Source organism: Aquibacillus halophilus, from assembly GCF_009649745.1.
Classification (GTDB): Bacteria; Bacillota; Bacilli; order Bacillales; family Amphibacillaceae; genus Aquibacillus; species Aquibacillus halophilus.
Genome location: NZ_WJNG01000005.1, coordinates 154,819 through 180,019, shown reverse-complemented (window position 1 = coordinate 180,019; position 25,201 = coordinate 154,819). Strand labels below are relative to the sequence as shown.

Below are 25,201 nucleotides of genomic sequence, written 5' to 3'. Positions count from 1 at the left end.
GGTGGGTGTTTCTAGGGTATCGACTTTCAAGAAGAAGATTAACCACTAGTGGAGTTGACACATTGGTGTGCTAAAAACACCCAACCCCGCTATCCCATTGGTCTTGCCTTTGGGATTACTTTTTTATTTTAAAACCAGTGATATTGGATTCAATATTTTTTGAATACTTGATATTGTCTTTTCAAACGCTTCCGGAAACACTTTTCTCGTAATATTGGCAGAGCCGTTTACATCAGCGTTTACAAGGGTTTTGTTCTTCGAACAATACATTCCACGTTTAGTACGCTTACCTGAAAATGTTTTTTTCGAATCCTCTTCACCATAAACAGGGAGGTCATCATTCTCTAAGAAGCTTGCTTTTGACGTATGAGATTCTTCAGTTAAAACAACGCGTATTCCATGTTGTTTTGCCTTGTATTGTATGATTTTAATCAGCAATGCATGTGGTATTGTCACAAAGCTTTGGTTGTTTTTCTTGCCCATGTTAGTTGTATCGTTGATTGATGGATTTGATGTTTTTGCCCTTCACTAAGACAGGTCTTCGACTTGTGTTTGTGACAATGGTTGCAAGGTTATCATTTCCTAAATCAACTGACATAAGGCGGTTTTTCGATTCTTTCATTTCTTGTTCCAAAGGAACTTCTAAAATCAATTCCACTACAAAGTGTTCGTACTTCGGTACAACCCGGACTTGTTTTAGTTTTCCTTCATAAAGCCCAAGTTTCCCAATATTTAGTTTCTCTTTTGTTTTTGGAAACTTCAAAAACTTATCGTTTTTAATCACGCAATCTTGGTTCGAAAAGGAGATTTCTTTTTCGTGAGAGCGACTGTATCCAGGAATTTTAGGTCGTGCCTTATATTTATTAGGATTCATTTTATAATCTCGTAAACTAGCATAAAAGGATTTCCAGTTTTGGAATACGGTCTTCATAATCCCTTGACTTGATTGCGTTGGTAACGAGCGATAGTCGTTTTGGACCATTGATTTAAAAAGAGCATCCAAAAAGTTGTAATCAACAAACGGATTCTCTTTCGAGCGTACTTCAAACAAATGACACTTGATTTCTTTTCGTTTTTCAACCATTTTTTTTTTCTCTTGTCACTTTCTTTTGGTAAGCCGTAAGTTGATTATCGTTGATTCTAGGTAAATGTTTTTCAACGGTTTCCAATACTTCACTTTGGAGAGGTTGTAACTCTTTTTTTTGAGTTATAGCTGTGTACACTTGGCGGATATAAAAGTTTGTCGTGTTGTGCATATTCTTTGCATGTTGGCTACATCTCTTGAAAATAATCGTACATCCGGTGACCTTTTTTAACGCAAATTTGCATGGTTTTATAGTTTGTCATTCATGTTTCACCTCCAAACATAAGTTCTTATATGTTTATATTACCAAAAAAGTTATAAAATTCCTTGCACCAAGACCGCCAATTCACCTCTCAGCTAAAATTCTATCGAATTTTTGAGGAAGGAGTCCTCTTGGCTGTGCAATTATAGATATATATTAGAAAACTGGCCTATGGTAAGTTTTCTCTTGTTGTGATAAAAAGTTGCCACTTACCAGAAGATTCCTTGAAAAGACATGATCATTTTGCTAGCTGGCTAAATTTGCTAGAGTGAATCTAGTAAATTTAAACCCTATTGTTAATAATTGACCAGCAATATCTAGTATAATAACAACAAGGAACAAAATTCGGATTTTTTACTTAGAATAGGAGGTCAATAAATAATGAAATTTTTCCACACAGCTGATTGGCATTTAGGGAAACTCGTTCAAGGTGTTTATATGACTGAAGATCAACGACTAATTATTAATGAATTTATTGGTGAAATTAAAAAAGAGAAGCCAGATGTTGTTATCATTGCAGGTGATTTGTATGATCGTGGAGTTCCACCGACAGATGCAGTCAATCTATTGGATGATATTCTAGAAACAATTGTAATAGAGTTAAACACTCCAGTTTTGGCAATTGCCGGCAATCATGACAGTCCGGGTCGATTAAACTTTGGCAGCAAAATTATGAAGTCAAATGGCTTACATATCGTTGGACAATATTCTAGTCAAACAAATCCTATCATTATAAAGGATGAACATGGTGAGGTTCATTTTCACCTAGTACCATATACAGACCCAAGTGTTGTCAGGTATCTGTTAGAAGATGATGAGATTCAATCACATAATGATGCAATGAAAAAGATAACACAAAAAATAAAGAAAAATTGTGATCCAAACGCAAGACATGTTTTTGTAGGACATGCTTTTGTAACTCCGCACGGCGAAGTTGAAGAAAATACCAGTGAATCTGAACGTCCTCTTTCCATTGGTGGTGCTGAACACGTAGATGCCCACTTATTTGCAGATTTTAACTACACTGCACTTGGGCATTTACACCAAGCACACTTTGTATTAAATGAAACCATCCAGTATTCTGGCTCTCCTTTAAAATATTCTGTTTCCGAAGAGAATCACAAAAAAGGTTTTTTTATCGTAGATTTAGACCAAGACGGAGCAGTGACACTAGAGAAAAGATTGCTAACTCCAAAACGTGATATTCGAACTGTTGAGGCAACCATTGATGACTTGTTGTTAGACACTAAAAACGATGATTATGTGTTTGTGAAACTATTGGATGACGTTCCTGTTTTATCGCCGATGGAGAAAGTTCGCTCTGTTTATCCAAACGCTATGCACGTCGAAAGGAAAATCAATTTTTCTCCGTCAGCCGAACAATCCAACCGGACAATTAATCGTAAGGATATGGATGACCTTAGTTTATTTAAAGCTTTTTATAAAGAAGTAAAAGGTACCGAAGCTTCTGAAGAGACAGAGGCTATTCTTAAAACAGTTTTAAATGACTTGCTGACTGAAGATGAACTGCCATCCTTAACAAATAAAAAGAAATCAATTTCATCCTAAACTAGAAAGGAGCGGCCCGTATTGAAACCATTAAAACTTAAGCTAACAGCGTTTGGACCATATAAAAATACAGAAACAATTGATTTTACAGAGTTGAATCAGAATCGGTTATTTGTTGTATCTGGTAATACAGGGGCAGGCAAAACCACTATTTTTGATGGAATTTGCTTTGCATTATACGGTTCAGCAAGTGGGGAGGATCGTAACGACTCCAAGCTACTTAGGAGTGACTTTGCTGAAGATGACACACATACTTCTGTTGAATTAGAGTTTGAAATTCACGGACGCATTTTTCGAATTCTTCGGCAGCTAGGACATGTGAAACAAGGCAATAAAGGTGCGACTGGGGAACGTTATGAATTTTACGAATTCGTTAATGATAAGGAAGTTCCTTGTGTAGACAGACAAATGGTATCTGAAATAAACAAAGAAGTTGAATCTTTAATCGGATTGTCACAGGACCAATTCAGTCAGATAGTTATGCTGCCACAAGGTGAATTTAGGAAACTATTAACTTCCCAAACCGAGAATAAAGAAGAAATCTTAAGACGTATTTTTAAAACAGAGCCATATAAGCAAATAACTGAACGTTTGAAGGAAAAGAAAAAGGTTGTAGAAGAGACGTTTAATCAAAAGTCTCAACAAAGGGACCATTATATTAAAAATATTCCGTCCGTTTTACCTGAGCGTGAACACTCCACGTTATCTCGTGTGTTATCTGAAGACTATTATAATATTAATCAAGTAATCGAAGGGCTAGAAGGTGAAGTAAGCTTCTATGAAGAAAAGATCCTTCTTGATGACAAAAAGTATAATGATGCTTATGAGTCACATGACAAAAAACAAACCGAATATCATCAAGCAAAAGCATTAAATGATCAATTAAAAGAATTAGATGTAAAAAAACAAAAACTGAATGACATTCAAGAGAAGACCCCGAACTTTCAAGTGAAAGAAAAACAGTTGAAATCTGCAGAACGTGCTAGCAATGTAGAAGTCTATCACCATCAACTCCTTGATTGGCAGCATGCTCAAAAAGGAAAAAATGAAACACTAAACAATGCTATTTCAGATTTAGATACAAAAATTGAAAAATTGGAAAATGCACAAGCGTTTTATCAGCACCAAGAAAACAAGAAAAATGAGCGAGAAGACACAACCAAAAAATTAGACCGTCTTCAAGATATTTTGCCAATAGTTAAAGAAAGTGACGCGAAGAAACAGGAACTTTCACAATTAGAGTCCTCGGTTAAGCAGTTATCTGATCACTTCAAATCACTCGAAGAACAGATGAAGCAGAAGAAGAAGTTAAAACAAGAACTACAACAGGAAATAAATGAGTTGGAAATGGCTACGAATCAGTTACCAATTAATCAGCAACAACTAACTGACATGAGAGAAAATTATAAAATTCTAGATGATTATAAAAAACTAAATGATAATTTGTTAGAGCTTGAAAAGGAATTAAAAATAAAAAAGAAAAACTTTGAATCAGCTCAATCGAATTACACAAAAATCGAAGCAGCTTGGTTTAATGGACAAGCCAGTATTCTTGCTACTCATCTCCATAACGGGGAGCCTTGCCCAGTTTGTGGTAGTGAACAGCATCCAAATAAGGCAACAAATCAAGATGGAACTCCAACAAAAGAAGAGCTTGAAAAAGCTAAAAATGATCTAAATAAAAAAGACGGAGACTATCGAACAGTCATTGCACGGTATGAAACAGCTTTAACACTTGTTAAGGAAAAACAACAGGAAATCGAACAAATTTCTATCTCACTAGAAAAAGTTGATTCGGTCCGAATTGAACTTTTAGAAGAAGGTAAACAATTAAAAAATAAAATTGATCAACTAAAAAGTTCTCATGAAAAATTACTTGGACAACGAGAACAATCTCAAAAAAATGAAAAGGCAATCGAAGCGTTAGAAGAAAATATAAAACAAGTAACTGCTAAATATAATGATGTAAAATCATCCTATGATACAAAACGAGCTACTTACCAGGAAAGAATCCAATCGATTCCTGAAGAAATAAGAATTTTGTCAGAACTAGAAAAACAAATAGATACTACTAAATCATTAAAGTTAAGTTTAGAGAAAGCTTGGGAAGAAGCACAACAGAAGCTTCAACAAGCAAAAGAAGAACATACCAATGCAAAATCCAACCTTGTTCACGCTAAGAAGCAAGTGGAAGAGACAAAGGAAAAAACAGACGCTTCGCAAATTAGCTTTGATCAAGCATTAGCAAAGGCAGGATTTGCTTCTGAGCAAGAGTATAAAGAGGCTATCTTAGTTGAAACAACAAGAAACAAGTTAAAAGTAGAAATCGATGAATTTAATACAACTCTTGCTCTATTGAAGGAGCAAGTAAAAGAGTTATCAGAAAGCTTGAAGGATAAAAAAGGGTTTGATTTGAAGGCCCTTACCACTGAATTAGAGCATTTCAGACAAGCATATGAAACTGCTCTAAATCAACTTAACCAATCAAAAGAGTATCGTAAGAGTGCATTAGAACTAAAGCAAAATATCCATAGAGCCAATGAAAATGTACGATTGGAAGAGGAAGAGCTTAACCGGGTCACAGACCTTTATGATGTGATCAGGGGACAAAACAGTGCTAAGATATCATTTGAAAGGTATTTACAAATAGAGTATTTAGAACAAATCATTCAAGCTGCAAATGACCGCTTACGACGTCTATCTAATGGACAATTTTATTTGATGAGAAGCGACCGGATGGAGAGCCGCGGGCGTCAAAGCGGTTTAGGTTTAGATGTACATGATGCGTACACCGGACAAACTAGGGATGTTAAAACACTATCAGGTGGAGAAAAATTTAATGCTTCCCTCTGTTTAGCTCTGGGTATGGCGGATGTCATTCAAAGCTTCCAAGGTGGGGTATCTATTGAAACAATGTTTATTGATGAAGGCTTTGGTTCGCTTGATGAAGAATCGCTCAATAAGGCTATTGATACATTAATTGATTTACAACAATCTGGAAGAATGATTGGTGTCATTTCACACGTGCAAGAACTCAAAACTGCAATTCCAGCTATTCTTCAAGTAGAAAAGACAAAAGAAGGATTCAGTCGGACAAGGTTTGTGGTTAATTAAGAGCTGGAAGATACATTCCTCACCTATACAGTTTTGTTTACCTTATGAGTCCACCAATAATAGTGGACTCATTTTTTTGTTTAAGACAAATTAAAAGCACTTACCGCAGTAAAGTGCTTTTAACCTAATTGATTTCTTTCTGCATATTTTATAAATTGTTGTTCATCTTCTATTAGACCGCAAGCACCACACTGGATTCTTTGTTGTGGTCCATTGTAGGTTACATGAAACTGGTCTATATTTTCGCTAGTATAATTATCTGTTATCTGTCCGGAATGAGGGTCTAATTTCACAGGCTTTGCTACCTGTTCAATAATATTAAACCTTCTTCGGTTTGTTTTACAGTTAGGACATTGGTAAGGACTGGTCACTAAATAACACCTCCACTATTATTATCTTTGATTATGAATCCACGAATGGTCTCGAATTACTTGCGATTCTTGCTTCTATTTCCTTTATCGGTGAAATAAGTTTCTCTTACGTCTTTAGGAATATGGTTATCTGAATTAGCAAAAGCCCCACCAGCGTTTTTCTTCACTTCGTTATTTAACTTTTCCTTCTTATCCATCTAGATTCCACCTTTAACATTTGTTTTATTATATTTTGACCCAATTAATTTAAAAACATGATGGTAATTAATAGAAACTCCTTTCAAATTACCAGGATTTATGTACATTTACATCCTAAATTCATAAACATAGTAATAGAAGGGATGAACCATGTTGAATAAAGCTAATCTATCTCATTTATGGAAGAATGTTAAACGTTCAGTTGCTACCTTTATTATTCAAAGAAGAGCTACTTTTCGGTGGACTAAATTACAAATAGAAAAACACCTCCTAATAAAAATAAGCAATCAATTAAAAGAAATTACTAGTGCTGAAAAATCAGAAGAATATCATACAACTGGTGAAAGTAATTTGGTTCTTGAAATAAATGCTAAAACGAGAAAGTACAATGAAAACAATGTAACACGTACAAAAGCATATTTAGACTTTTATTTAGCTAATCAAGAGGTGCATTGGGCTTTTCTGGCACATATGGTCTCAAGAAATGGCGGATGGAACATGACGGATTTAAAAGGGAATCTAGTTTCAAAGTTCATTACTGAAAAACAAATTAACAACCTTTTTTCTTTCCTTGAAAATTCTAATGCTTTAATCTTCCAAGATGTATTCCCACAGTTACTCCTATATGAAGCAAGCAAACATAGAAACACAAATTTATTCTATCTACTACCAGCTTTTAGAGTTTCCAGATTCATGAGGCCATTTTGGGATGAGTTCTTTCATAATGCCAATTCACAGTTACTAACCATCGCATTGATAATCAATGAACAAAACGTTATTGAGAAAAAAGTAGTTCAAGCTGAAATCTTCGAGGAAAATGTATTTAACACTCTACCTTATCAAGCACAGGAACTATTTCAGTTCTCAAAGGTTATTTTTCCTTATTTCAAAAAAAATGGTGAAATAAGATTAGCTGGGGTAAGTATATCCGATTTTCAAAGCCTACAAGCTAGAATTGAGATTGGCAAGCTGTTATATACCATCTTATTTGGTGTGGAAAAAGTTCTAAATGGGGCGAATAAATTTAGTAGCAAACAAAGTCATACTGGATCAAGAGCGGATTATTGGCCATCAATTTTTAACAGTGATGTTGAAAATGGTAATGAGACTACGATAAAAGACACAAAAACTACTTGTTCAGATAAACCATTGCCTTTTATATTTAGTCCACGACTAACAGATGCTTGGCAAAATCAACAACACCTTTTAAATACAAAAGAAGATTGGTTTAAAGAATTAAATGTTATGAAGAATTTTAATTCTATAAACACGCCAAGGGAATTTGATATTACTGATGAATATTGTTCATCCCTATATACGTTAATCCTTTTCGAGCAAATAACTAAAGAGGATTAAAGAACATTTTGGTTAAATGGAGTAGATGCGATGAGCTACAAAAAAGATGGTTATGGTTTACAGGTACCTATTCCGAAACGTGTAATTGACTATTTAGTTGCCAAGAAAATGCATAAATCAGTTAAAAACTATAATTTACTCTTAAACAATAATAACCTCCAGATAAACGGAACTGTAAAGAAACTGTTTATCCCAATTTCATTCGAAGTCGTACTGCATCCGACAGTGATTGACAGAAGAAAAATTTATCTGAAGGTTATTAGCATGAGTCCAATAAAAAATGAATGGATCAATAAAAAATTATTTCATAGACCACCAGTAATTAGTTATCAAGAGGAAGGAATAATTGTTGATCTAGATAAAGTAAATAAAATTAAAATGGTTCCAATTGGTAACATAAAGCACATTATAATTAAAGATAACCGTATCTGGTGTCAGTTTTGCTTATAGGAGATGTTTTATTGGATTGTTTTTTTTGTAAACGTTATAATTTTAGAATGGAAATAATTCAGCTTTGTAATTGAATTTAAATACAGAAACGGAGTAATAGTATGAAAGATATTGGACTTGTACTAGAAGGGGGAGGCATGAAAGGATTATATACAGCTGGTGTGCTTGATTACTTTATGGAAAATAACCTCTATTTTCCATATGTTATCGGAGTTTCATCAGGTGCATGCATGGCGGCGTCCTACCTATCTAGACAAATAGGAAGAAACAAAACAGTAAATATCGATTACGTTAATGATGCTAGATTTCTTTCATTTCGCAATTATTTAACAAAAAGACAATTGTTTGGAATGGATTTTCTATTTGATGAGATACCCAATAAGCTTGTTCCCTTTGACTATGATACTTTTTTGGAATCAGATGAGCAATTAGTGGTAGGAACAACAGATTGCCAAACTGGAGAAGCTATCTACTTTAATAAAAAAGAAGATGGGGAACAAATGCTAGATATAATTAGAGCTTCTAGCTCCCTACCATTTGTAGCTCCTAGTGTCGAGTATAAAGAAAAGTTTTTATTAGATGGTGGAATAATTGATCCTATCCCTATCAGGAAATCGCAAGCAGACGGAAAATCTAAGAATGTGATTGTGATGACCAAACCTAGTGATTATAGAAAAGAACCGAGTAAATTCTCTAAGGTTATGAAAGTAATGTATAGAAAGTATCCAGCAATAGCAGATATATTGCTAGAAAGACATCAACTATACAATGACACTTTAGCCTATATGGAGGAAGAGAAAAAGAAAGGAAATCTTTATGTTATTCAACCAAGTATTCCAATACAGGTTAGTAGAATTGAACGAAATAAACCCAAACTATTAAGTTTGTATGACCTTGGTTACCATGATGCAAAAGCTCAATTCCAAGATATACAAGATTTTCTAACATTATAATTTCATCCTAAATTAACCCTTCAAATTCTGAAGGGTTAATTTTTAGTTGAGCTAGAAAAATTGTTTCTTACCATACACTTCGGTTAAAATATAAAAGCGCAAATAAGGAGGAAATACGTCGGATGGAAAAAATTATTCAAGTAGATCAATTAAGAAAAGAATTCAAATCGTTTTCAAGTCGCTCTGGATTAAAGGGAGCATTCAGGGACTTGTTTACGCGTAATTATAAAGTTATTCCGGCTGTAAAAGATATTTCATTTGATATCAATAAAGGAGAAATGGTCGGCTACATTGGTGAGAATGGTGCAGGAAAATCTACAAGCATTAAAATGCTCACAGGAATTTTAACTCCAACTTCAGGAATCGTAACTGTAAATGGAATGGACCCACATAAAGAAAGAGAGAAATTTGTAAAGTCTATTGGGGTAGTATTTGGACAACGTTCACAATTATGGTGGGATATTGCGGTTCAGGAATCGTTTCGGTTACTAAAAAAAGTTTATAAAGTTCCTGACGATGTTTATAAAAAACATATGAACCATGTAATTGAATCACTAGATATTGCTCCACTATTAGATAAGCCTGTTAGAAAGCTTTCATTAGGGCAAAGGATGAGATGTGAACTTGCTGCTGCACTTCTCCATAATCCTTCATTATTATTTCTTGATGAACCAACGATTGGACTGGACGTTTTAGTGAAATTAAAGATTCGTAACTTCCTTAAGGAGATAAATGAAAAGTATCAAACTACTGTATTGTTAACTACTCATGACTTAACAGATATTGAAGCACTTTGTGAACGGGTGATTATGCTCGATGAAGGACAAATTATCTATGATGGAAAACTATCAAAGCTTAAATCAAATTGGGGAGAAGGTAAGCAAATAGAGTTTCAATTTGCTGATGTTGAAATTTCTAGAATGAAGCTAAACCCACTGTTAACAGAACTTGAGGCGGAGTGGACAAGAGGAGATCGTCAAAATGTTTGGGTTGCAAATGTATTAAATGATGAACATGTAATTTCTGAAGTTATTGGTAGGGTAGTTGCTGCTCACAAAATAACTGATATTAAGATTCATGAGATATCAACGGAAGAAATCATTCGAAATATCTACGAAGAGGGCGCAATCAATGCCTAAGTACATAGAGATGATCCGGATACGTTTTCTCATGATGCTTGCTTATAGGACCAACTATTATAGTGGGATTCTGATATACAGTATTAATATAGGAGCTTACTACTTTTTATGGAAAGCTATATATGGGGGACAAGAATCCATCGAAGGAATGTCAGTGTTACAGATGACTACTTATGTAGCTGTTGCCTGGATGGCAAGAGCCTTCTATTTCAATAATATTGATCGTGAAATTGCACAGGAAATTAAAGAAGGAAAAGTAGCCGTTGAATTTATTCGTCCTTATAATTATTTGTTTATGAAAATGATGCAAGGACTTGGTGAAGGTATTTTCCGTTTGAGTTTCTTTTCAATTCCAGGTATGGTCATTGTTTCTTTTATTTTTCCCATTACTTTTTCAGCTTCTTTAATTACCTGGTTATATTTCGTAATGGCAATTATATTAAGTTTTATTATTAATACACAAATAAATCTTCTTACTGGTGTGCTTACATTTTTCTTTTTCAATAATGATGGTTTAATACGTGCTAAGCGAGTAGTTATTGATCTATTTTCAGGTCTTCTACTACCAATAAGTTTTTACCCTGGATGGGCACAACAAGTGATGGATTTCCTGCCTTTCCAAGCGATAAGTTACATTCCTAGCATGATATTTACAGAAAGCTTTGTAGGTAGTGAAGTTTCCAGTGCAATTCTATTCCAGTTGGTATGGGCGCTAATACTAATTGTACCCATTCAGGTGTTGTGGGTCGTAGCGAAGAAACAGCTTATTGTACAGGGGGGTTAGATAGATGACATATATAACAATCTTTTTTCAATATGTAGCTCAATACCTTAAAACTCGTTTGACGTATCGTGTAGATATGGTAATAGAAATTTTTTCAGATATACTTTTTCAAGCAGTAAATTTAATTTTTATCCTTGTAGTGTTTGATCACACAGAGTTTTTGAGTGGTTGGTCAAGAGACGAGATTATTTTTATTTATGGTTTTTTTCTAGTCCCTTTTGCCATTTTCGGTGCTTTTTTTAACATTTGGGATTTCAATGAAAGATATATTGTTAAGGGAGAAATGGACAGAATCTTAACTAGACCAATCCATAGCTTGTTTCAAATTATTCTCGAACGGATGGAATTAGAATCCTTATTTGGAATTTTTACTGGTCTAGGAGTTATGTTTTATGCAGGAAGTAGGTTGAATCTATCTATTTCATGGTATGATCCGTTTGTGTTTATCATGATGGTATTTGGAGGCGCTTTTGTCTATGCAGGTATTTTTGTTCTCCTAGCAAGCATTAGTTTCTGGTCAGACAGTCCCACTAGCATTATGCCAATGATGTATAATATCGGTAACTACGGTCGCTATCCAGTCGATATTTATAACAATGTTATTCGCTTTATATTAACGTGGATCTTGCCTTTTGCATTTGTTGGTGTCTATCCATCAGCGTATTTTTTAGGAAGACAGGAATGGTACGGGTATGCCTTTCTCACTCCAATCATGGGCATTCTATTTTTGTCTATTTCTATATTCATGTGGAATATTGGTGTAACGAAATATAGGGGAGCAGGGAACTAAATAGTAAAGGTATGATTTAATAGTATAAGGTTTAAAGAATAAAAAGAGGCTTTTTAGAGCCTCTTTTTATAATACAAATAAGGAACAATTATGTTATCTTGTTTTTATCGTCTTTATTTTTTATTTTTTTAAAATGGTCCCTCTTCACATCCCAATAGTAAAGCTGTGGGAGTCCAGAATAAATCCACAAGTCATGAGCAAGAAAAGTGCCAACAAACAATACCATCTGCCATTCGAGTTGCTTCAAGTCAAGTCCTCCTTTCTTATTACATTATACGAATTCAAAAACTTGTCTGATTACACAACGGATAAATAATAAACAATCAAGAAATACGATGAATTATGTTGAAAATCGAAAAAATAAAGATATTATTATGAAAAGTATAAGACTATTTTTACAACTCCTTTCTTTATCCCTACATAAATGAGTATTACTCCATTTCAAACTAGAGATTGATAATCTTTCTACTATTTCATCAGCAAGCCAAGACATGGGTAATTCAATTGAAGAAATTGCTACTGTTTCAGAAGAGTCTGCAGCAGGTGTAGAAGAAACTTCAGCAGTTGCTGAACAAGCTAGTAGTACCAAGGAAGAAGTAACAACTAACTCTGAAGAATTAGCTGAATTATCCGATGAGTTGAATTGACTTGTTCGTCATTTTAAAATTTGAAATAGTTAATTAAATATTGATTAGAATTTTTAAAAAAATGAAAAGAGGGGATGGTAACTATTAAACCATCTCCTTTATAGATAAAATACTTATAATTTTATAATTTTGAAAAAGTTATAAAGTTTTCATTAAATAAATACAAAAATATGGTAATCTATTACTATTGAATAAAATTTGTGTCTTTTACATAGTTAGTCACGTTAAAATGTAAGCGTTATCTAAATATATATAAGTCTAAAAGAAAGTAGTGAGTATATGGAACCGATTATCTCAGTAAAAGATGTTGAAAGAGTTTTCGGGAAAGGCGATAGAAAGGTTCAAGTTTTAAGCGGTATAGATATGACCATTCCCCCACATAGTTTAACAGCCCTAAAAGGGAGATCCGGTTCTGGAAAAACAACATTGTTGAATCTAATTGCAGGGCTAGATAAACCAACAAAAGGAGAAATATATTTTCGGAACTCCCTGATTAATGACTACACAGAAAAACAAAGCTCTGAATTCAGAAGAACAAATATAGGTATCATCTTTCAATCCTTTGGTTTAGTTCCCTTAATGACTGTTGAAGAAAACATTGAATTTGGTTTAAGAATTTCTGGAGTTTCAAAAGAAGATTGGAAAGATAGAATTAGAGATTCAATAGAGTTAGTTGGTTTAACAAAAAGAGCCAAACATCGGCCATATGAACTGTCCGGTGGGGAACAACAACGAGTTGCCATTGCTCGTGCTATTGCACCAAAGCCCTCCTTAATATTAGCTGATGAACCAACCGCAGAGCTAGATTCTAAAATGGCCTTCCATATTATAAATGCTTTTAAGGAGCTTACGAGTAACAAAAAAACCACAATTATCATGACTACACATGACCCAGGTATTTTGGAGATATTGGATCATGTTTATACATTGGAGGATGGTCAAATTGAAAATGAAACACAAGAAATATTCTAATAGATTAGTACTAATTACTATATTACCATTTCTTATTTCAATCTCTGCTTGCTCCCTTTTGGCTGAAGAAGAAAAAGTGTTAGCCCCACCTTTAGTAGAACCGGCAAAAGTAGAATACGATGTAGCGGAAGTGCAAAGTGGAGAAGTGTTACAACGAATTACAGGAAATGCTAGTTTCATCCCTGCTAGCAGTGAAACTCTTTCTTATGAACAATCAGGAGGACGTTTACAGGAAATTCATGTTTCAGAAGGGGACGTTGTAGAAAAGGGCCAACTCTTAGCTGAAATAGATAGTGGAGATCTTGCTTATGAAATTAATCAGTTAGAAATTGAACATCAAATAGCTGATTTACGCTTACAACAAATAAGAGAACAAGCTACTGATACTTTTTCAATCAAAATTGCAGAATTACAGAAAAAGGGATTGGAATTACGTTTGACACAGCTAAGAAACCAATTATCTAGCTCTAGAATTACCTCTCCAATAAGTGGAATTATCACTTTTGTTACTGACCAAAACTTAGGAGAAAATGTTGAAGCATTCCAATCAATTGTTCAAGTTGCTGATAGTTCAAATCTACAACTTATTTATTCAACAATGACTGCTAGTGATCTCTCAGATACAAAGGTTGGCATGAATGTGAACATTTCAATAAATGGTGAGAGCGTACAAGGTGAAATTGTTCAAACTCCTGAAACCGTTCCAGAAGATATTGTAAACAAAGACCCTGACTTATATAAGAGAAGCCTCCTTATTGACTTGAAAAATCCTGAAGAGATAGAAGTTGAAATTGGTGGATCAGTTAATATTGAGATAATCACAGCAAATAGTGAAGATACCCTAATTATACCGAAAAACGGTCTTCGAACTTCTTTTGGACGAACCTTTGTACAGGTACTTGTTGACAATACCAAGCGTGAAATAGATATTGAGCCTGGCATTGTTTCAGATACAGAAGTGGAAGTATTAAAGGGGTTAAAAGAAGGGGACAAAGTCATTCTTAAGTAGGAAGGTGGGATAAGCATGACAATCTTTAAAATAATCTTCAGAAAAATGTTGAGCAATCGATGGCTGACAGGTAGCTTATTCCTAGGTTTACTTATTACTGTTTCCCTTGTATCAAGTATTCCAACGTACACTTCTAGTGTTATGCAAAAATTACTATTGGGGGATCTAGAAAACTATCAATTGGAAAATAACAGTTATCCAACTACTTTTTCCTATTCTGTCAATTTTTCTAAAGATGAAGAAATAGACCGTCTAACAGTCCTGGATACTGTTGAAGAAGTTAATAGTGATCTAATTGGTAACACAGAAGTTCCAACTGTGACAGACCTTAGTATCCTAAGTACTACACCAATGAAAGTTACTAGTGAATTAGAAGCTCAATCAACCCAAGAATTAAGCGGAAGAATAGTTTCATTTACATCTATTGAGGATCATATTACGATAACCGACGGTAAACTACCCAGCAAGACCATAGTCGAGGGTGTGTATGAGACATTAGTTACGGAGAAAGCACTTTTGGATCGAGATATGGTTATCGGAACTACTTTTACAATTGGTGAAGGTGACTCTAAGATTCAAGTAAAACCAGTAGGAACGTTTATAGCTAAAAATACTAGTGAACCGTACTGGGTGTTGCCACCTGACTCCTACAGTAAAGATTTTATCGTCTTCGAAGAATTATTTAAGAATGAACTTATTGAAAACAATAAAAACTTATTAGAAACAGGAAAATTTGTTACGGTCTTTGACTATACAGAGATGAAAATAGAAAGTATTCCTGGATTGCTAGGGTTAGACAGGAAAGTCAATGCAGAGGTTAGTAGTTTAATGGAGACCATTATACTTGTTGATTTTCCAATTCAAGATGTTTTGAAAACATTTGAAACACGAAGCGATCAGCTGAAAACGATGTTATGGTCTTTAAATGTTCCTGTACTAGTAATGCTAGGAATTTACTTATATATGGTTTCTCGTTTGATTATAAATCGTCAATTAAATGAAATAGCCGTTTTTACAAGTAGGGGGGCAAAAAGGGCTCAGATATTACTAATATACTTCACTGAAATAGCTATTCTCGGTATAGTTGCATTAGCAATTGGTCCATATTTAGGACTACTACTTTGTAATATACTCGGAGGAACAAATGGTTTTTTGGAGTTTGTTCAAAGAACTGCGCTACCGACAGAAATTCTGCCAGAATCCTATCTTTATGCATTGTTTGCTGTATTAGCTTCAATTTTAATGATCATGATTCCTGTGTACTTTGCCTCTAATCAAAGTATAGTTAATCACAAACAAAATTTAGCCAATTCAGTTAATCATTATAAATGGTATTCCATTATATTTGATCTAACATTGATTGGAGTTTCTATCTATGGTTTGTACTCATTTCAAAAGCAAAGAGATAATACCTCTTTAACAATGGCAGATGGTGAAATGTATATCGATCCTATTCTTTTCTTTCTTCCTGCTATTTTCATAATTGGCTTTGGTTTGTTTATCTTACGGATTTATCCACTTGTATTGAAGCTTATATACAAAATAGGAGAAAGATTTTGGTCTATTTCCTTATATTCAACATTTCTTCAAGTAAGCAGGTCCGCAAAACAATATCAGTTTTTAATGCTATTTCTAATAATGACAATAGGAATAGGTGTTTATAGCGCGAGTGCAGCAAGAACAATAAATAATAATCTTGTGGAACAAATTCGTTACCAAAATGGAGCGGATATAACTCTTGATGTAAGATGGGAAACCAATGAAGCAACGACGTCAGCTTATGCTCCAGATACACCATCAGGTGAAGAAGAAGATACGGATACAAACTCTAAAGAAGTAGTCTACACTGAACCTCCATTTGAACCTATTTTAGAATTAGAAGATGTTGAGAACGCAACAAGGGTTTTCACTATGGACAACGTAAATGTTGAAGGTAAAGGAAAAAGCATCTTTTCTGCGGAGTTAATGGCGATTGAACCCAAAAAATTTGGTCAAACGGCATGGTTTAAACCCACATTACTTCCACATCATTGGTATGAATATTTAAATCTCATTGCAAGTGAACCTAGTGCAGCGCTGATTTCGAAATCGGTTTCGACATCTTTGGGAGTTAAAGAGGGAGATTATATTACTTTACAATGGGATGGGTCTGATTCGGCCGAATTTGTTGTCTATGGGATCGTAGATTATTGGCCTTCTTTTAACCCTTTGGAAATAAAAGAAGATAATGCTAATCCAACACTGATTGTAACGAACTTATCCTACGTACAAAATTTAATGGGGCTAGAACCATACCAAGCCTGGTTGAAGGTAAAACCAAACAGTACGAGAAATTCCTTATATGAAAGTATTAAAAAAGAACAGATACCTGTAATGAACATGGTAGATGTACAGCCACAAATTATTGAATTGAAAAATAGTGCGTTTTTGCTAGGGTTAAACGGTACTTTAACTCTAGGGTTTATTATTTCAATTTTTGTTACCTTTATTGGGTTTCTCTTGTACTGGATATTAACAATTAAATCTAGAACATTACAGTATGGAGTCTACCGGGCAATGGGGATTCCCATGCCGAAACTTATTGGCATTCTAATATGGGAGCAAGTAATGACTTCTGGAATAGCGTGTTTTCTTGGAGTGATTATTGGAGGGGTTACAAGTAAACTATTTGTCCCACTGTTTCAGTTAACCTTTAATCCTCAAACAATGGTACCACCATTTGTAGTGGTTTTTGATTCGAGTGATGAGATGAAAATATACTTGTTTGTTACATTTATGTTTGTTGTTGGATTATCAATCTTAGTTGTGTTGTTGAGAAAAATCAAAATTCATCAAGCGATAAAGTTAGGTGAGGATTAATATGATAACATGTGAAAACTTAGTGAAAATCTATAAAATTGATGACGAGCACGAAGTAATGGCGTTGCAGGGTCTAGATTTACAGGTAGAAGATGGTGAGATGATGGGAATCATCGGTAATAGTGGAAGCGGGAAATCCACTTTACTTAATATGCTGGGTGGATTAGATCGTCCAACAGCTGGAAAGCTCATTATTAATGACAGAGATCTGTTACGTCTCACAGATAAAGAACTTGTACAATATAAGCGCGATACAGTTGGCTTCATTTGGCAAAATAATGCAAGGAATCTAGTACCATATTTAACTGCGGTTGAAAATGTAGAGCTTCCGATGCTGTTAAAAGGTCGCTATAAACGTGATCGCGCTAAAGAGTTATTAGAAATGATTGGCATGGGGCATCGAATAAATAGTAAACTTAATATGTTATCAGGTGGTGAGCAGCAAAGGGTTGCTATTGCGATTTCGTTATCAAATAATCCTAGCTTGCTATTAGCAGATGAACCAACTGGAAGTGTTGATACAAAAACTGCTGACATCATCTTAGATGTTTTTAGAGAGCTAAATCGCAATCTGGGGGTAACTGTTGTTATTGTTACTCACGATATGCAACTAACTAGAAAGATGGATCGTGTGGTTGCCATCAGGGACGGAAAAACTTCTAGTGAAATCTTACGTCGTTCCATTTATTCCGATATAATGAACGAAAATACTCTCAATGAAACAAATGTAGAAGACGATACACATATAGAATATGCTGTGTTAGATAATGCTGGTCGAATTCAAGTTCCTAGGGACTATTTAGATTCAATAGGTATTAGTGATTCCAATAAACTTCAAGTTGTCCTTGAGGATGGTAGAATTGCACTCCTAAATCCAAATCGTAGACCAGTTGATACAAAGCCATCTTAATGAGTAATTTTTATTTCACTGGTTATACCTATACTATAAACTTATAAAGGTGTGGTCTTGAAGTGGAGAAAATACGTGAAAAAAGATTTTGTGAAAACTGCAATCGAGAAACGCCTCACATTATTAAAGAGGATGCCATGACAATAGAATACTGTTGCGAGCAATGTAAACAACAAGAAGAAGTAGTAAAAACATTTTTCTGAAATATAAAAAGAAAGTGCAAATTCTTTGCGGATTTGTACTTTCTTTTTAAATTAAAATTTTTTGCTTAAATTAATAATTAATTCCTAAAGGGATAAGTGACTAATTTTTATATAACTATACATTTGTAATGTATGATGAACTAAAGGTGAAAAGGAGGGACATGTATGACGAATACTAGAAAACGAAAAATTAAACGTTTGATCAAAGTCCTTATTATTAGTATGTTTTTTTGGTTTTTTATTCACTCAGTTGTGATCGTTATAGATGGAATTAATGACGAACTTGTAGTTGCTGATGTAGCAGTGGTATTAGGGAATAAGGTTGAATTAAATGGCGAACCATCAAATAGATTGCAAGCAAGGTTAGATAAAGTAGCAGAGCTTTATAAGAAAGGATATTTTAATAATATAATTGTAAGTGGTGGGATAGGTGTGGAAGGATTTGATGAAGCGAAAGTAATGAAAGACTATTTAACTAGTTTAGGAATTTCTAAGGATAGAATAATTGAAGATAGTAATGGTTATAACTCATTTATGACTGCAAGAAATTCAAGAATAATAATGGATGATTTAGAATTCCAGTCTGCTATGATAATTACTCAATACTTTCACATAACAAGGACAAAACTTGCTTTTCAAAAGGTAGGAATTGATAAAGTGTATTCGGCACATGCAGAAATATTTCAATTTCGTGATATCTACTCTCTTATCCGAGAATTTCCGGCCTTCTATAAATACTTAGTGCAGTACTAGTTTTTTCATAGTAACAAAACGGAGAAAATTAAAAATGAGGAGATACTTCGCATGGTCCTGTTAACGTAATATTTGCTGACGCTAAACCTGATTATGTTGTAATTCAAGATCGTGATTATACATTCTATTTTCGTATCAATGAGATTATTTGGATTAACTCAGAATCTTGAACCTAATAATGATTTTATTTAAAAAACTCTAAAGTGACTTTGGGGTTTTTATTTTTTTGATGAAAATAACATTATAAATAATCTATCTTTTGAAATTGAAATATCAATAGATTAAATGATTATCGTTATGTTAATAATTATACTTTTTAAAACTTACATTATTTTGAATGAAACAAAATATGTATTATGTTTCATTGTGAAATTGAATGAAAACAAGTCGTTTCAGGGTTTCCATTCGCATTCAATTACTGTAAAATAAAGGTATGATACATATCGAATCATTACGTTCATGGATATTTTGTAAATTAGTAGTGATAATATCATAACTGTTGTAAGAATTGTCGTATATATTGTTTTGAAAAATAAACGTCTCTAATGGATTTAGAAAGATGATAGTCAATCCACATTAATCTAATTTCGTCTGAGAGCCTTTCTCTGCATTACATATATTGGTAAATGAAATGGAGTTCAACCATAACTAAAATTATTTAATAGAATTAAAGATTAACCGCATTTAAAGGAGTGAACTGTAATGGAGAAAATTTCGTACGGTGATCATGTATTTTTAACGAATGGTCAGTATATCTATCTTTTAGACAAATATGGAGAGTACGAACTTAACCGGAAGATAGATCAATTAAATCGCTCAAAAATTAAAAATCCTGAAAGAAAAGAAACAATAAAATCTGATTACCATGCAATAATAAGTAAAGGGATGCAAACTGTTCAACCAATACGAGATCGTTTTCTAATACATGCAATGAAGGAAGAATTAAGACGACACTCTTACCGCAATTATTTTTTATTTGTTATGGGAATTAATACTGGGTTAAGAATTAGTGATTTGCTTCCACTAAGAGTCAGCGATGTTAGCCATAAAACCCACATTGTTTTAAAAGAAACGAAAACAAGAAAAAGTAAAAGATTTTTAATTAATGTAGAATTACGGAAAACCATTGCTGAGTATATAGAGGGGAAGGACGAAGAAGAGTATTTATTTCCATCATACAAGACTGATTTACCACTTCAAAGGGTTCAGGCATATAAAATATTAAACAAAGCAGCAAACAATGTTGGTATAACGGAATTTGGAACCCATAGTCTAAGGAAGACTTTTGGATTTTGGCATTATACCATTAACAAAAATGTAGCGTTGTTGCAACATATTTTCAATCATACATCCCCAGATATTACGCTTAGGTATATTGGTATAAACCAGGATATTGTTGATCAAAGTTTAGAGCATTTTAGTTTATAGTAGCAAAAAATTTTAAGTGACTAAAGAAAGTTCGTTAATAGAAGAGAATGAGTTGGTTTCAATTTAAAAAGGAATACGTCGAAATTTCAAGAGGAATTTCTGCAGAAAACCACCTAATGTGGTAGTGATACAGAAGTTTGATAAGTAGGAATTTCGAAAAGAATTGAACAACAAATTGGCTCTAATGCTTGGGTTGATATATATGATAAATGGCTTGAGGTAGATGCGTGTTTTCCGAAGTAAATCACGGTACCAACTACTCAAAATTCAGAAAATGACTCTACGAATTTTTTATATATCGAGCTGAAATATAGAACAATAAGGGGAGGCGCCACATGTGGTGCCTCCCCTTTAAGAGAATACATTTTACTAAAATAGTGCTCTACATCCTAATACATTTCTCTCAACATCCGCTTCGCCCGAAACAACCTTGTTTTTATTGTCGAAAGCTTTATATTCAGATGATGTTCAATTTCTTTCAAAGATAGATCTTTAAAGTAGTAGAGCATAATGACTTCTTCGTACTTCGAAGGTAGTAGTCTTAATTTGTTTCTGAGTTCTTCCTTATCAAAAATAGTTAAAACCTCAGATTCAGTTGTACACACATTCCTATCATTAAGTAACTCTAAATCTTCATGAAGCAAATCGCGATGACGGTAACTTCTTCGTAAAAAATCTATACAATGATTGATCGCAATTCGATATATCCATGAATGAAAGGAACAATCACCATTAAACTTTTTACGAGTTAAATAACACTTCACAAGAATTTCATGAGCAAGATCTTCCGCTAAATAGTTATCTTTCACATAAGAAAGTGCGATGGTGTACACCTTGTTTTGATATTTAATATAGAGTTCATTTACTTTTTGTTCATTTATACGTTGATCAAATCTCGTTAGAAAGATGGATTTATTTAATTGTTCTGTATTCATAATTATCCTCTTTTCTAATTGGGAGATTTTCCGTTAGGGGTGGTTCCCGTTTTTAAGTACAAGAATTGACCATCCCTAACTATGATTCTACTTCAAAAATATTTCATGCAAATATATTTCGTAACGTCCCATTTCTTGTGATGAATCTTTTAGAACTATTTTCCCCTCAAAAAGTGTTTCTCCTGTATTTACGTCCGCAACGCTTACACTCGCATCTGATTCGTTGTTCATCTGGGGAGCCACCGCAAAAAGTTTACCGTTATTTACTGTAATCACAGGGACTTGAACATTATCCTTTTCACCAGGAAATTGGAGACTAAGTGCGTTGCCTACTTGATCGTCTTCTAAATTATAAGGAGTTACCACGAGTTCCTGTCCTTCTAACTTCGTAAAATAAAGCGTTGAACCATCAAAGAAGCTAAGTTGATTCTCCTTCAAATTCAATTCAGGTACATCAATGTTTTCTTTTTCTTTCGTTGCTAGATTGTAGGATATGATTTCCTGGTTCATATATTCTACTCTAGAAGATTCCATTTCTTCGATTATTTCTTCTTCCGTTTTTAAGAGAATAATATGTTCATACGCTTTTGTAGGACTTGTTCCAATCAATTGGACATTGGTATGAACATTCCCTTGTCCTTGAGAAAACTGATAAAGGGATTCATGATTTATTATTGTTTGATCGGCTAGATTAACCGTGTAAATATGTTTTTCATCGTAACCAACATCATTACTTCGGATCATGTTTTGGGTAATAAGGGTTAGCTCATTGCCAATCATTTGTACATCGTCTACATACATATATTCTAATTCCGCACTGTCAGGAACCTTTACCGTGAATTCATTGATATTTCCGTCCCCTTTATTTAAAAGAGAAATATCCAATTTAAAATCACTCGAGCTTAACGAACCCATTTTATAATCTACATCTGCGTAAGCTAGGTGCTGGTCATCCTCGAAAAATGAGTTAATCGAGCCCATTTTACCACGCATGAAATTACGATATTCATCTTGTAATTCGCTGATCATCTCAGGAGGCTGTCCGATTAATTGATCCAGAAAGGAATAACTTTTATATGTCGATCCTTCCGCGGTAATTTTTAAGTTCGCGCTCACATAGTTCATAGAGGAAGTATCTGTATAGGATCCCTCCAACACCAATGGTTTTATCTCGTTTGCATCACCGCTTTTTGTTTCAATAACAAAACCTGGGTATTGTTCGGCAGACAAAGCAGCATTTACATAAAAAGTTCCTAAACTTAGTACAATAATAACGACAATGGAAATAATTTTCCAATACTTTTTCATCTTTTAGACACTCCTTATACGGTGATTTTTTTCTTCAACAAGAATCCACTTAGCCAAATAGACGCAACTAATAGAATCAAACCCATTACAATTTCAATCATAAACAATTCAATCGGATAGAAAAATCCATCCAAAACAAAATCCTGCAAAAGCAATGGGGAAATAAATACGACGACCGCAATTGCACCGTATAATAATCCTGCAAAGATTCCTTTCCACTTGAAACTTCTTTCCAACAAAATCCCAGTAAAAAGAATGCTAACAGCTAACAAACCTGCTCCATAATATAAAACGAGTTGCAGAAGACTATTTGGAATAATTAGGCTTAATTCAGGCATGCTCGTTACAACCTCTATTAGACCCATATCATTTCGAAATTCGATCGGTATCATACCGTTGAAAATCCACTTCTCAATTGGTAACAAAATGATTTGGAAGGCGACTAAACCAAATGTCATGACAAGGATAGTAGTGATTTTTGCATAGAAGATATTCAATCGTGTTGTTGGGAGCATTAATAATCGATAGATAAAGGTATTTTTCCCAACCCAATCACGATACCAAATAAGAAATATATAGAACGCTACGCCAGCGACGCATAGGGCAATTGGAGCTAAGAACCATGCACTTCTTACTACCTCCATAAAACTCATTTGGCCATACATTTGTAGAAACTGTGCTTTTGGTACCATTTCTTCATAGATTTGTTGATTTGCCATGTCCAGGTATTTTTTTGCCTCGAAGAACACTCCTAACATTTGTACGACAAACGTTATTCCTAGTAAAACTACAAATAACTTCGCAACACGGTTAAATTCAAAATTAACAAGTTTCAAGTAATTCTTCATCCGATATACACCTCTCTCATCACGTCAATGACAGACTTGCCTTCATTCTCGCGCGCTTCTTCGGCGTTAAATTCCTTAGTCACCAATCCGTTATCTATTAGGACAACCTTATCAATTAAATGTTCAATATCGCCTATTTCATGTGTCGTAATGATTACGCCGCGATTCTCGATTAAGTGACTTGTGAACACATTGGCGATTTCCTCGCGACTGAACATATCAATTCCTGAAAATGGTTCATCCATTAATACATAATCAACATCAAGTGCTAAACCAAGTAGGAGATTAACTTTCGCTGTATTCCCTTTTGATAAGGAAGAAATTCGATCATCTTTATTTAATCGGAAAAAGCCTAGTAATTCGGTTGCGCGGTCTTGGTTCCAACACGTATAGAAGTCCTTCATGAACTCCATTGCCTCAGCTATTTTCATCTGTGGAAGCATCGTAATTGCATCGGGAATAAAGGTGATTTTTTCAAATGTTTTTTCCTTGAGTGGTTCTCCATCTATTAAAATCTGTCCTTTATTAATTGGGGTAAGTGCCATAATTGCATTTAAAATCGTTGTTTTCCCAACTCCATTTAATCCAATCAAACACGTAATTTCACCTTTGTTCGCCGTAAAGGATACGCCTTTTAATATTTTCTTTCGACCGTACTTCTTTTCAATCTCTTTTACTTCAATCATGCTTACGCCTCCTTGTCATCGTTACCGGTGTACTTTTCTTTAACCAAGTCAAGTAGTTCATCGACTGGTACATTAATGGAACGAACAGATGTCACAAACGTGTCAACTGCCTCCACCAGCAGCTCTTCTCTCACCATACCTAGTGTCATTTTGTCTGTCGTGATTTTACTTGGATGATTCTTTTCTGTATAAATCAATCCTTGTTCCTCCATTTCCTTATACGCTCGCTGTGCGGTATTAGGATTAATTTTCATTCTATTCGCCAACTCACGTCTCGATGGTATTTCCTCACCAGGTTCGAATTCACCAATGGCAATTTTCTCCTTAAAATACCGAACAATTTGCAAATAGACCGGATCACGATTATTCAGTTTTACATTCATCGAAACAACTCCTATACGATCTATTAAGTAATTTCTGCATTGCTAAAGTGTGTGTATTAAGTAGTTCATACACTTTGTATATGTGTATTATATGGCTAATACACTAAGGTTGTCAATCCCATTCTTATAACTTTTGAAAGGGTGGGCTTATTTTTCCCTTATAACTCTGTGTTAGAAGGGAGACACCATA

The 25,201-nt window shown here is 34.2% G+C and carries 23 protein-coding genes and 2 pseudogenes; 16 read left to right on the top strand and 9 right to left on the bottom strand.

Features of this window, described 5'->3' with window-relative positions; genetic code table 11:
- Positions 1-123: 123 nt before the first annotated feature.
- Positions 124-1,347, bottom strand: a pseudogene (locus GH741_RS07465) (zinc ribbon domain-containing protein).
- Positions 1,348-1,727: 380 nt separating this feature from the next.
- Between GH741_RS07465 and GH741_RS07460 the strand changes: the two are divergent.
- Both GH741_RS07460 and GH741_RS07455 read left to right on the top strand, forming a co-directional pair.
- Positions 1,728-2,915 (top strand): exonuclease SbcCD subunit D, encoded by a 1,188-nt coding sequence (locus GH741_RS07460; RefSeq protein ID WP_153736159.1) that lies wholly within the window; start codon positions 1,728-1,730, stop codon positions 2,913-2,915.
- A 21-nt stretch (positions 2,916-2,936) separates the two neighbouring features.
- Positions 2,937-6,029, top strand: coding sequence for an AAA family ATPase (locus GH741_RS07455; protein WP_153736158.1), 3,093 nt, complete (start codon positions 2,937-2,939; stop codon positions 6,027-6,029).
- Between the two features lie 119 nt (positions 6,030-6,148).
- Here the strand turns inward: GH741_RS07455 and GH741_RS07450 are convergent, their stop codons facing one another.
- Entirely contained in the window at positions 6,149-6,400 is a 252-nt protein-coding gene (locus GH741_RS07450; protein WP_338079294.1) for a DNA alkylation repair protein, read from the bottom strand.
- Positions 6,401-6,456: 56 nt separating this feature from the next.
- Positions 6,457-6,597, bottom strand: coding sequence for a hypothetical protein (locus GH741_RS07445; RefSeq protein WP_153736157.1), 141 nt, complete (start codon positions 6,595-6,597; stop codon positions 6,457-6,459).
- A 151-nt stretch (positions 6,598-6,748) separates the two neighbouring features.
- On the opposite strand from GH741_RS07445, the gene GH741_RS07440 reads away from it, so the two are divergent.
- From GH741_RS07440 to GH741_RS07415, 6 genes are all read left to right on the top strand, one after another.
- On the top strand, positions 6,749-7,954 hold the full coding sequence (locus GH741_RS07440) for a DUF2515 family protein (RefSeq protein WP_153736156.1): 1,206 nt from the start codon (positions 6,749-6,751) through the stop codon (positions 7,952-7,954).
- A gap of 30 nt (positions 7,955-7,984) precedes the next feature.
- Positions 7,985-8,404, top strand: coding sequence for a hypothetical protein (locus GH741_RS07435; protein WP_153736155.1), 420 nt, complete (start codon positions 7,985-7,987; stop codon positions 8,402-8,404).
- Between the two features lie 101 nt (positions 8,405-8,505).
- On the top strand, positions 8,506-9,357 hold the full coding sequence (locus GH741_RS07430) for a patatin-like phospholipase family protein (RefSeq protein WP_153736154.1): 852 nt from the start codon (positions 8,506-8,508) through the stop codon (positions 9,355-9,357).
- A gap of 122 nt (positions 9,358-9,479) precedes the next feature.
- Positions 9,480-10,496, top strand: a complete 1,017-nt coding sequence (locus GH741_RS07425) for an ABC transporter ATP-binding protein (RefSeq protein WP_153736153.1) — start codon at positions 9,480-9,482, stop codon at positions 10,494-10,496.
- Complete coding sequence (locus GH741_RS07420; RefSeq protein ID WP_153736152.1) at positions 10,489-11,280, top strand: ABC transporter permease; 792 nt, start codon at positions 10,489-10,491, stop codon at positions 11,278-11,280. Before GH741_RS07425 ends, GH741_RS07420 begins: the two co-directional genes overlap by 8 nt.
- Before the next feature lie 4 nt (positions 11,281-11,284).
- Positions 11,285-12,070, top strand: a complete 786-nt coding sequence (locus tag GH741_RS07415; RefSeq protein WP_153736151.1) for an ABC transporter permease — start codon at positions 11,285-11,287, stop codon at positions 12,068-12,070.
- An 88-nt stretch (positions 12,071-12,158) separates the two neighbouring features.
- Here GH741_RS07415 and GH741_RS21580 read toward each other — a convergent pair whose 3' ends face one another.
- Entirely contained in the window at positions 12,159-12,317 is a 159-nt protein-coding gene (locus GH741_RS21580) for a hypothetical protein (protein ID WP_170287583.1), read from the bottom strand.
- A gap of 244 nt (positions 12,318-12,561) precedes the next feature.
- On the opposite strand from GH741_RS21580, the gene GH741_RS07410 reads away from it, so the two are divergent.
- The 8 genes and pseudogenes from GH741_RS07410 to GH741_RS07375 all read left to right on the top strand — a co-directional run bounded on the left by GH741_RS07410 (position 12,562) and on the right by GH741_RS07375 (position 20,851).
- The gene (locus GH741_RS07410) at positions 12,562-12,717 is read left to right on the top strand and encodes a hypothetical protein (protein ID WP_153736150.1); all 156 of its coding nucleotides are present in this window, start codon (positions 12,562-12,564) and stop codon (positions 12,715-12,717) included.
- Positions 12,718-12,996: 279 nt separating this feature from the next.
- Complete coding sequence (locus tag GH741_RS07405; protein ID WP_153736149.1) at positions 12,997-13,689, top strand: ABC transporter ATP-binding protein; 693 nt, start codon at positions 12,997-12,999, stop codon at positions 13,687-13,689.
- Positions 13,667-14,698 (top strand): efflux RND transporter periplasmic adaptor subunit, encoded by a 1,032-nt coding sequence (locus GH741_RS07400; RefSeq protein WP_240795440.1) that lies wholly within the window; start codon positions 13,667-13,669, stop codon positions 14,696-14,698. The genes GH741_RS07405 and GH741_RS07400 overlap by 23 nt, the downstream gene beginning before the upstream one ends.
- Positions 14,699-14,713: 15 nt before the next feature.
- The gene (locus GH741_RS07395; protein WP_153736147.1) at positions 14,714-17,557 is read left to right on the top strand and encodes an ABC transporter permease; all 2,844 of its coding nucleotides are present in this window, start codon (positions 14,714-14,716) and stop codon (positions 17,555-17,557) included.
- Position 17,558: 1 nt separating this feature from the next.
- Complete coding sequence (locus GH741_RS07390; protein WP_153736146.1) at positions 17,559-18,467, top strand: ABC transporter ATP-binding protein; 909 nt, start codon at positions 17,559-17,561, stop codon at positions 18,465-18,467.
- Between the two features lie 368 nt (positions 18,468-18,835).
- A complete protein-coding gene (locus GH741_RS07385) occupies positions 18,836-19,423 on the top strand; it encodes a YdcF family protein (protein WP_153736145.1) in 588 nt (195 codons plus the stop codon).
- Positions 19,424-19,479: 56 nt separating this feature from the next.
- Positions 19,480-19,593: pseudogene (locus GH741_RS22415) on the top strand (DUF2642 domain-containing protein); the annotation flags it as partial.
- A gap of 715 nt (positions 19,594-20,308) precedes the next feature.
- A complete protein-coding gene (locus tag GH741_RS07375) occupies positions 20,309-20,851 on the top strand; it encodes a site-specific integrase (protein ID WP_153736302.1) in 543 nt (180 codons plus the stop codon).
- Positions 20,852-21,240: 389 nt separating this feature from the next.
- Here the strand turns inward: GH741_RS07375 and GH741_RS07370 are convergent, their stop codons facing one another.
- The 5 genes from GH741_RS07370 to GH741_RS07350 form a co-directional block, all read right to left on the bottom strand.
- Complete coding sequence (locus GH741_RS07370) at positions 21,241-21,786, bottom strand: RNA polymerase sigma factor (RefSeq protein WP_153736144.1); 546 nt, start codon at positions 21,784-21,786, stop codon at positions 21,241-21,243.
- Positions 21,787-21,873: 87 nt separating this feature from the next.
- Positions 21,874-23,094: a hypothetical protein gene (locus tag GH741_RS07365; protein WP_153736143.1), complete on the bottom strand. Its 1,221-nt coding sequence runs from the start codon at positions 23,092-23,094 to the stop codon at positions 21,874-21,876.
- Between the two features lie 14 nt (positions 23,095-23,108).
- On the bottom strand, positions 23,109-23,942 hold the full coding sequence (locus GH741_RS07360; protein ID WP_153736142.1) for a hypothetical protein: 834 nt from the start codon (positions 23,940-23,942) through the stop codon (positions 23,109-23,111).
- Entirely contained in the window at positions 23,939-24,628 is a 690-nt protein-coding gene (locus GH741_RS07355; RefSeq protein ID WP_153736141.1) for an ATP-binding cassette domain-containing protein, read from the bottom strand. The genes GH741_RS07360 and GH741_RS07355 overlap by 4 nt, the downstream gene beginning before the upstream one ends.
- A 2-nt stretch (positions 24,629-24,630) precedes the next feature.
- The gene (locus tag GH741_RS07350) at positions 24,631-25,011 is read right to left on the bottom strand and encodes a GntR family transcriptional regulator (RefSeq protein WP_153736140.1); all 381 of its coding nucleotides are present in this window, start codon (positions 25,009-25,011) and stop codon (positions 24,631-24,633) included.
- Positions 25,012-25,201 lie beyond the last annotated feature (190 nt).

What these genes read in the sequence shown, in the direction of transcription:
- GH741_RS07390 (WP_153736146.1), top strand. Translation starts at nt 17,559, where the DNA reads ATGATAACATGTGAAAACTTAGTGAAAATCTATAAAATTGATGACGAG.
- GH741_RS07435 (WP_153736155.1), top strand. Translation starts at nt 7,985, where the DNA reads ATGAGCTACAAAAAAGATGGTTATGGTTTACAGGTACCTATTCCGAAA.
- GH741_RS07375 (WP_153736302.1), top strand. Translation starts at nt 20,309, where the DNA reads ATGCAAACTGTTCAACCAATACGAGATCGTTTTCTAATACATGCAATG.
- GH741_RS07385 (WP_153736145.1), top strand. Translation starts at nt 18,836, where the DNA reads ATGACGAATACTAGAAAACGAAAAATTAAACGTTTGATCAAAGTCCTT.
- GH741_RS07425 (WP_153736153.1), top strand. Translation starts at nt 9,480, where the DNA reads ATGGAAAAAATTATTCAAGTAGATCAATTAAGAAAAGAATTCAAATCG.
- GH741_RS07430 (WP_153736154.1), top strand. Translation starts at nt 8,506, where the DNA reads ATGAAAGATATTGGACTTGTACTAGAAGGGGGAGGCATGAAAGGATTA.
- GH741_RS07405 (WP_153736149.1), top strand. Translation starts at nt 12,997, where the DNA reads ATGGAACCGATTATCTCAGTAAAAGATGTTGAAAGAGTTTTCGGGAAA.
- GH741_RS07370 (WP_153736144.1), bottom strand. Translation starts at nt 21,786, where the DNA reads ATGAATACAGAACAATTAAATAAATCCATCTTTCTAACGAGATTTGAT.
- GH741_RS07400 (WP_240795440.1), top strand. Translation starts at nt 13,667, where the DNA reads ATGAAACACAAGAAATATTCTAATAGATTAGTACTAATTACTATATTA.
- GH741_RS07365 (WP_153736143.1), bottom strand. Translation starts at nt 23,094, where the DNA reads ATGAAAAAGTATTGGAAAATTATTTCCATTGTCGTTATTATTGTACTA.
- GH741_RS07420 (WP_153736152.1), top strand. Translation starts at nt 10,489, where the DNA reads ATGCCTAAGTACATAGAGATGATCCGGATACGTTTTCTCATGATGCTT.
- GH741_RS07410 (WP_153736150.1), top strand. Translation starts at nt 12,562, where the DNA reads ATGGGTAATTCAATTGAAGAAATTGCTACTGTTTCAGAAGAGTCTGCA.
- GH741_RS07415 (WP_153736151.1), top strand. Translation starts at nt 11,285, where the DNA reads ATGACATATATAACAATCTTTTTTCAATATGTAGCTCAATACCTTAAA.
- GH741_RS07395 (WP_153736147.1), top strand. Translation starts at nt 14,714, where the DNA reads ATGACAATCTTTAAAATAATCTTCAGAAAAATGTTGAGCAATCGATGG.
- GH741_RS07350 (WP_153736140.1), bottom strand. Translation starts at nt 25,011, where the DNA reads ATGAATGTAAAACTGAATAATCGTGATCCGGTCTATTTGCAAATTGTT.
- GH741_RS07460 (WP_153736159.1), top strand. Translation starts at nt 1,728, where the DNA reads ATGAAATTTTTCCACACAGCTGATTGGCATTTAGGGAAACTCGTTCAA.
- GH741_RS07355 (WP_153736141.1), bottom strand. Translation starts at nt 24,628, where the DNA reads ATGATTGAAGTAAAAGAGATTGAAAAGAAGTACGGTCGAAAGAAAATA.
- GH741_RS07440 (WP_153736156.1), top strand. Translation starts at nt 6,749, where the DNA reads ATGTTGAATAAAGCTAATCTATCTCATTTATGGAAGAATGTTAAACGT.
- GH741_RS07360 (WP_153736142.1), bottom strand. Translation starts at nt 23,942, where the DNA reads ATGAAGAATTACTTGAAACTTGTTAATTTTGAATTTAACCGTGTTGCG.
- GH741_RS07445 (WP_153736157.1), bottom strand. Translation starts at nt 6,597, where the DNA reads ATGGATAAGAAGGAAAAGTTAAATAACGAAGTGAAGAAAAACGCTGGT.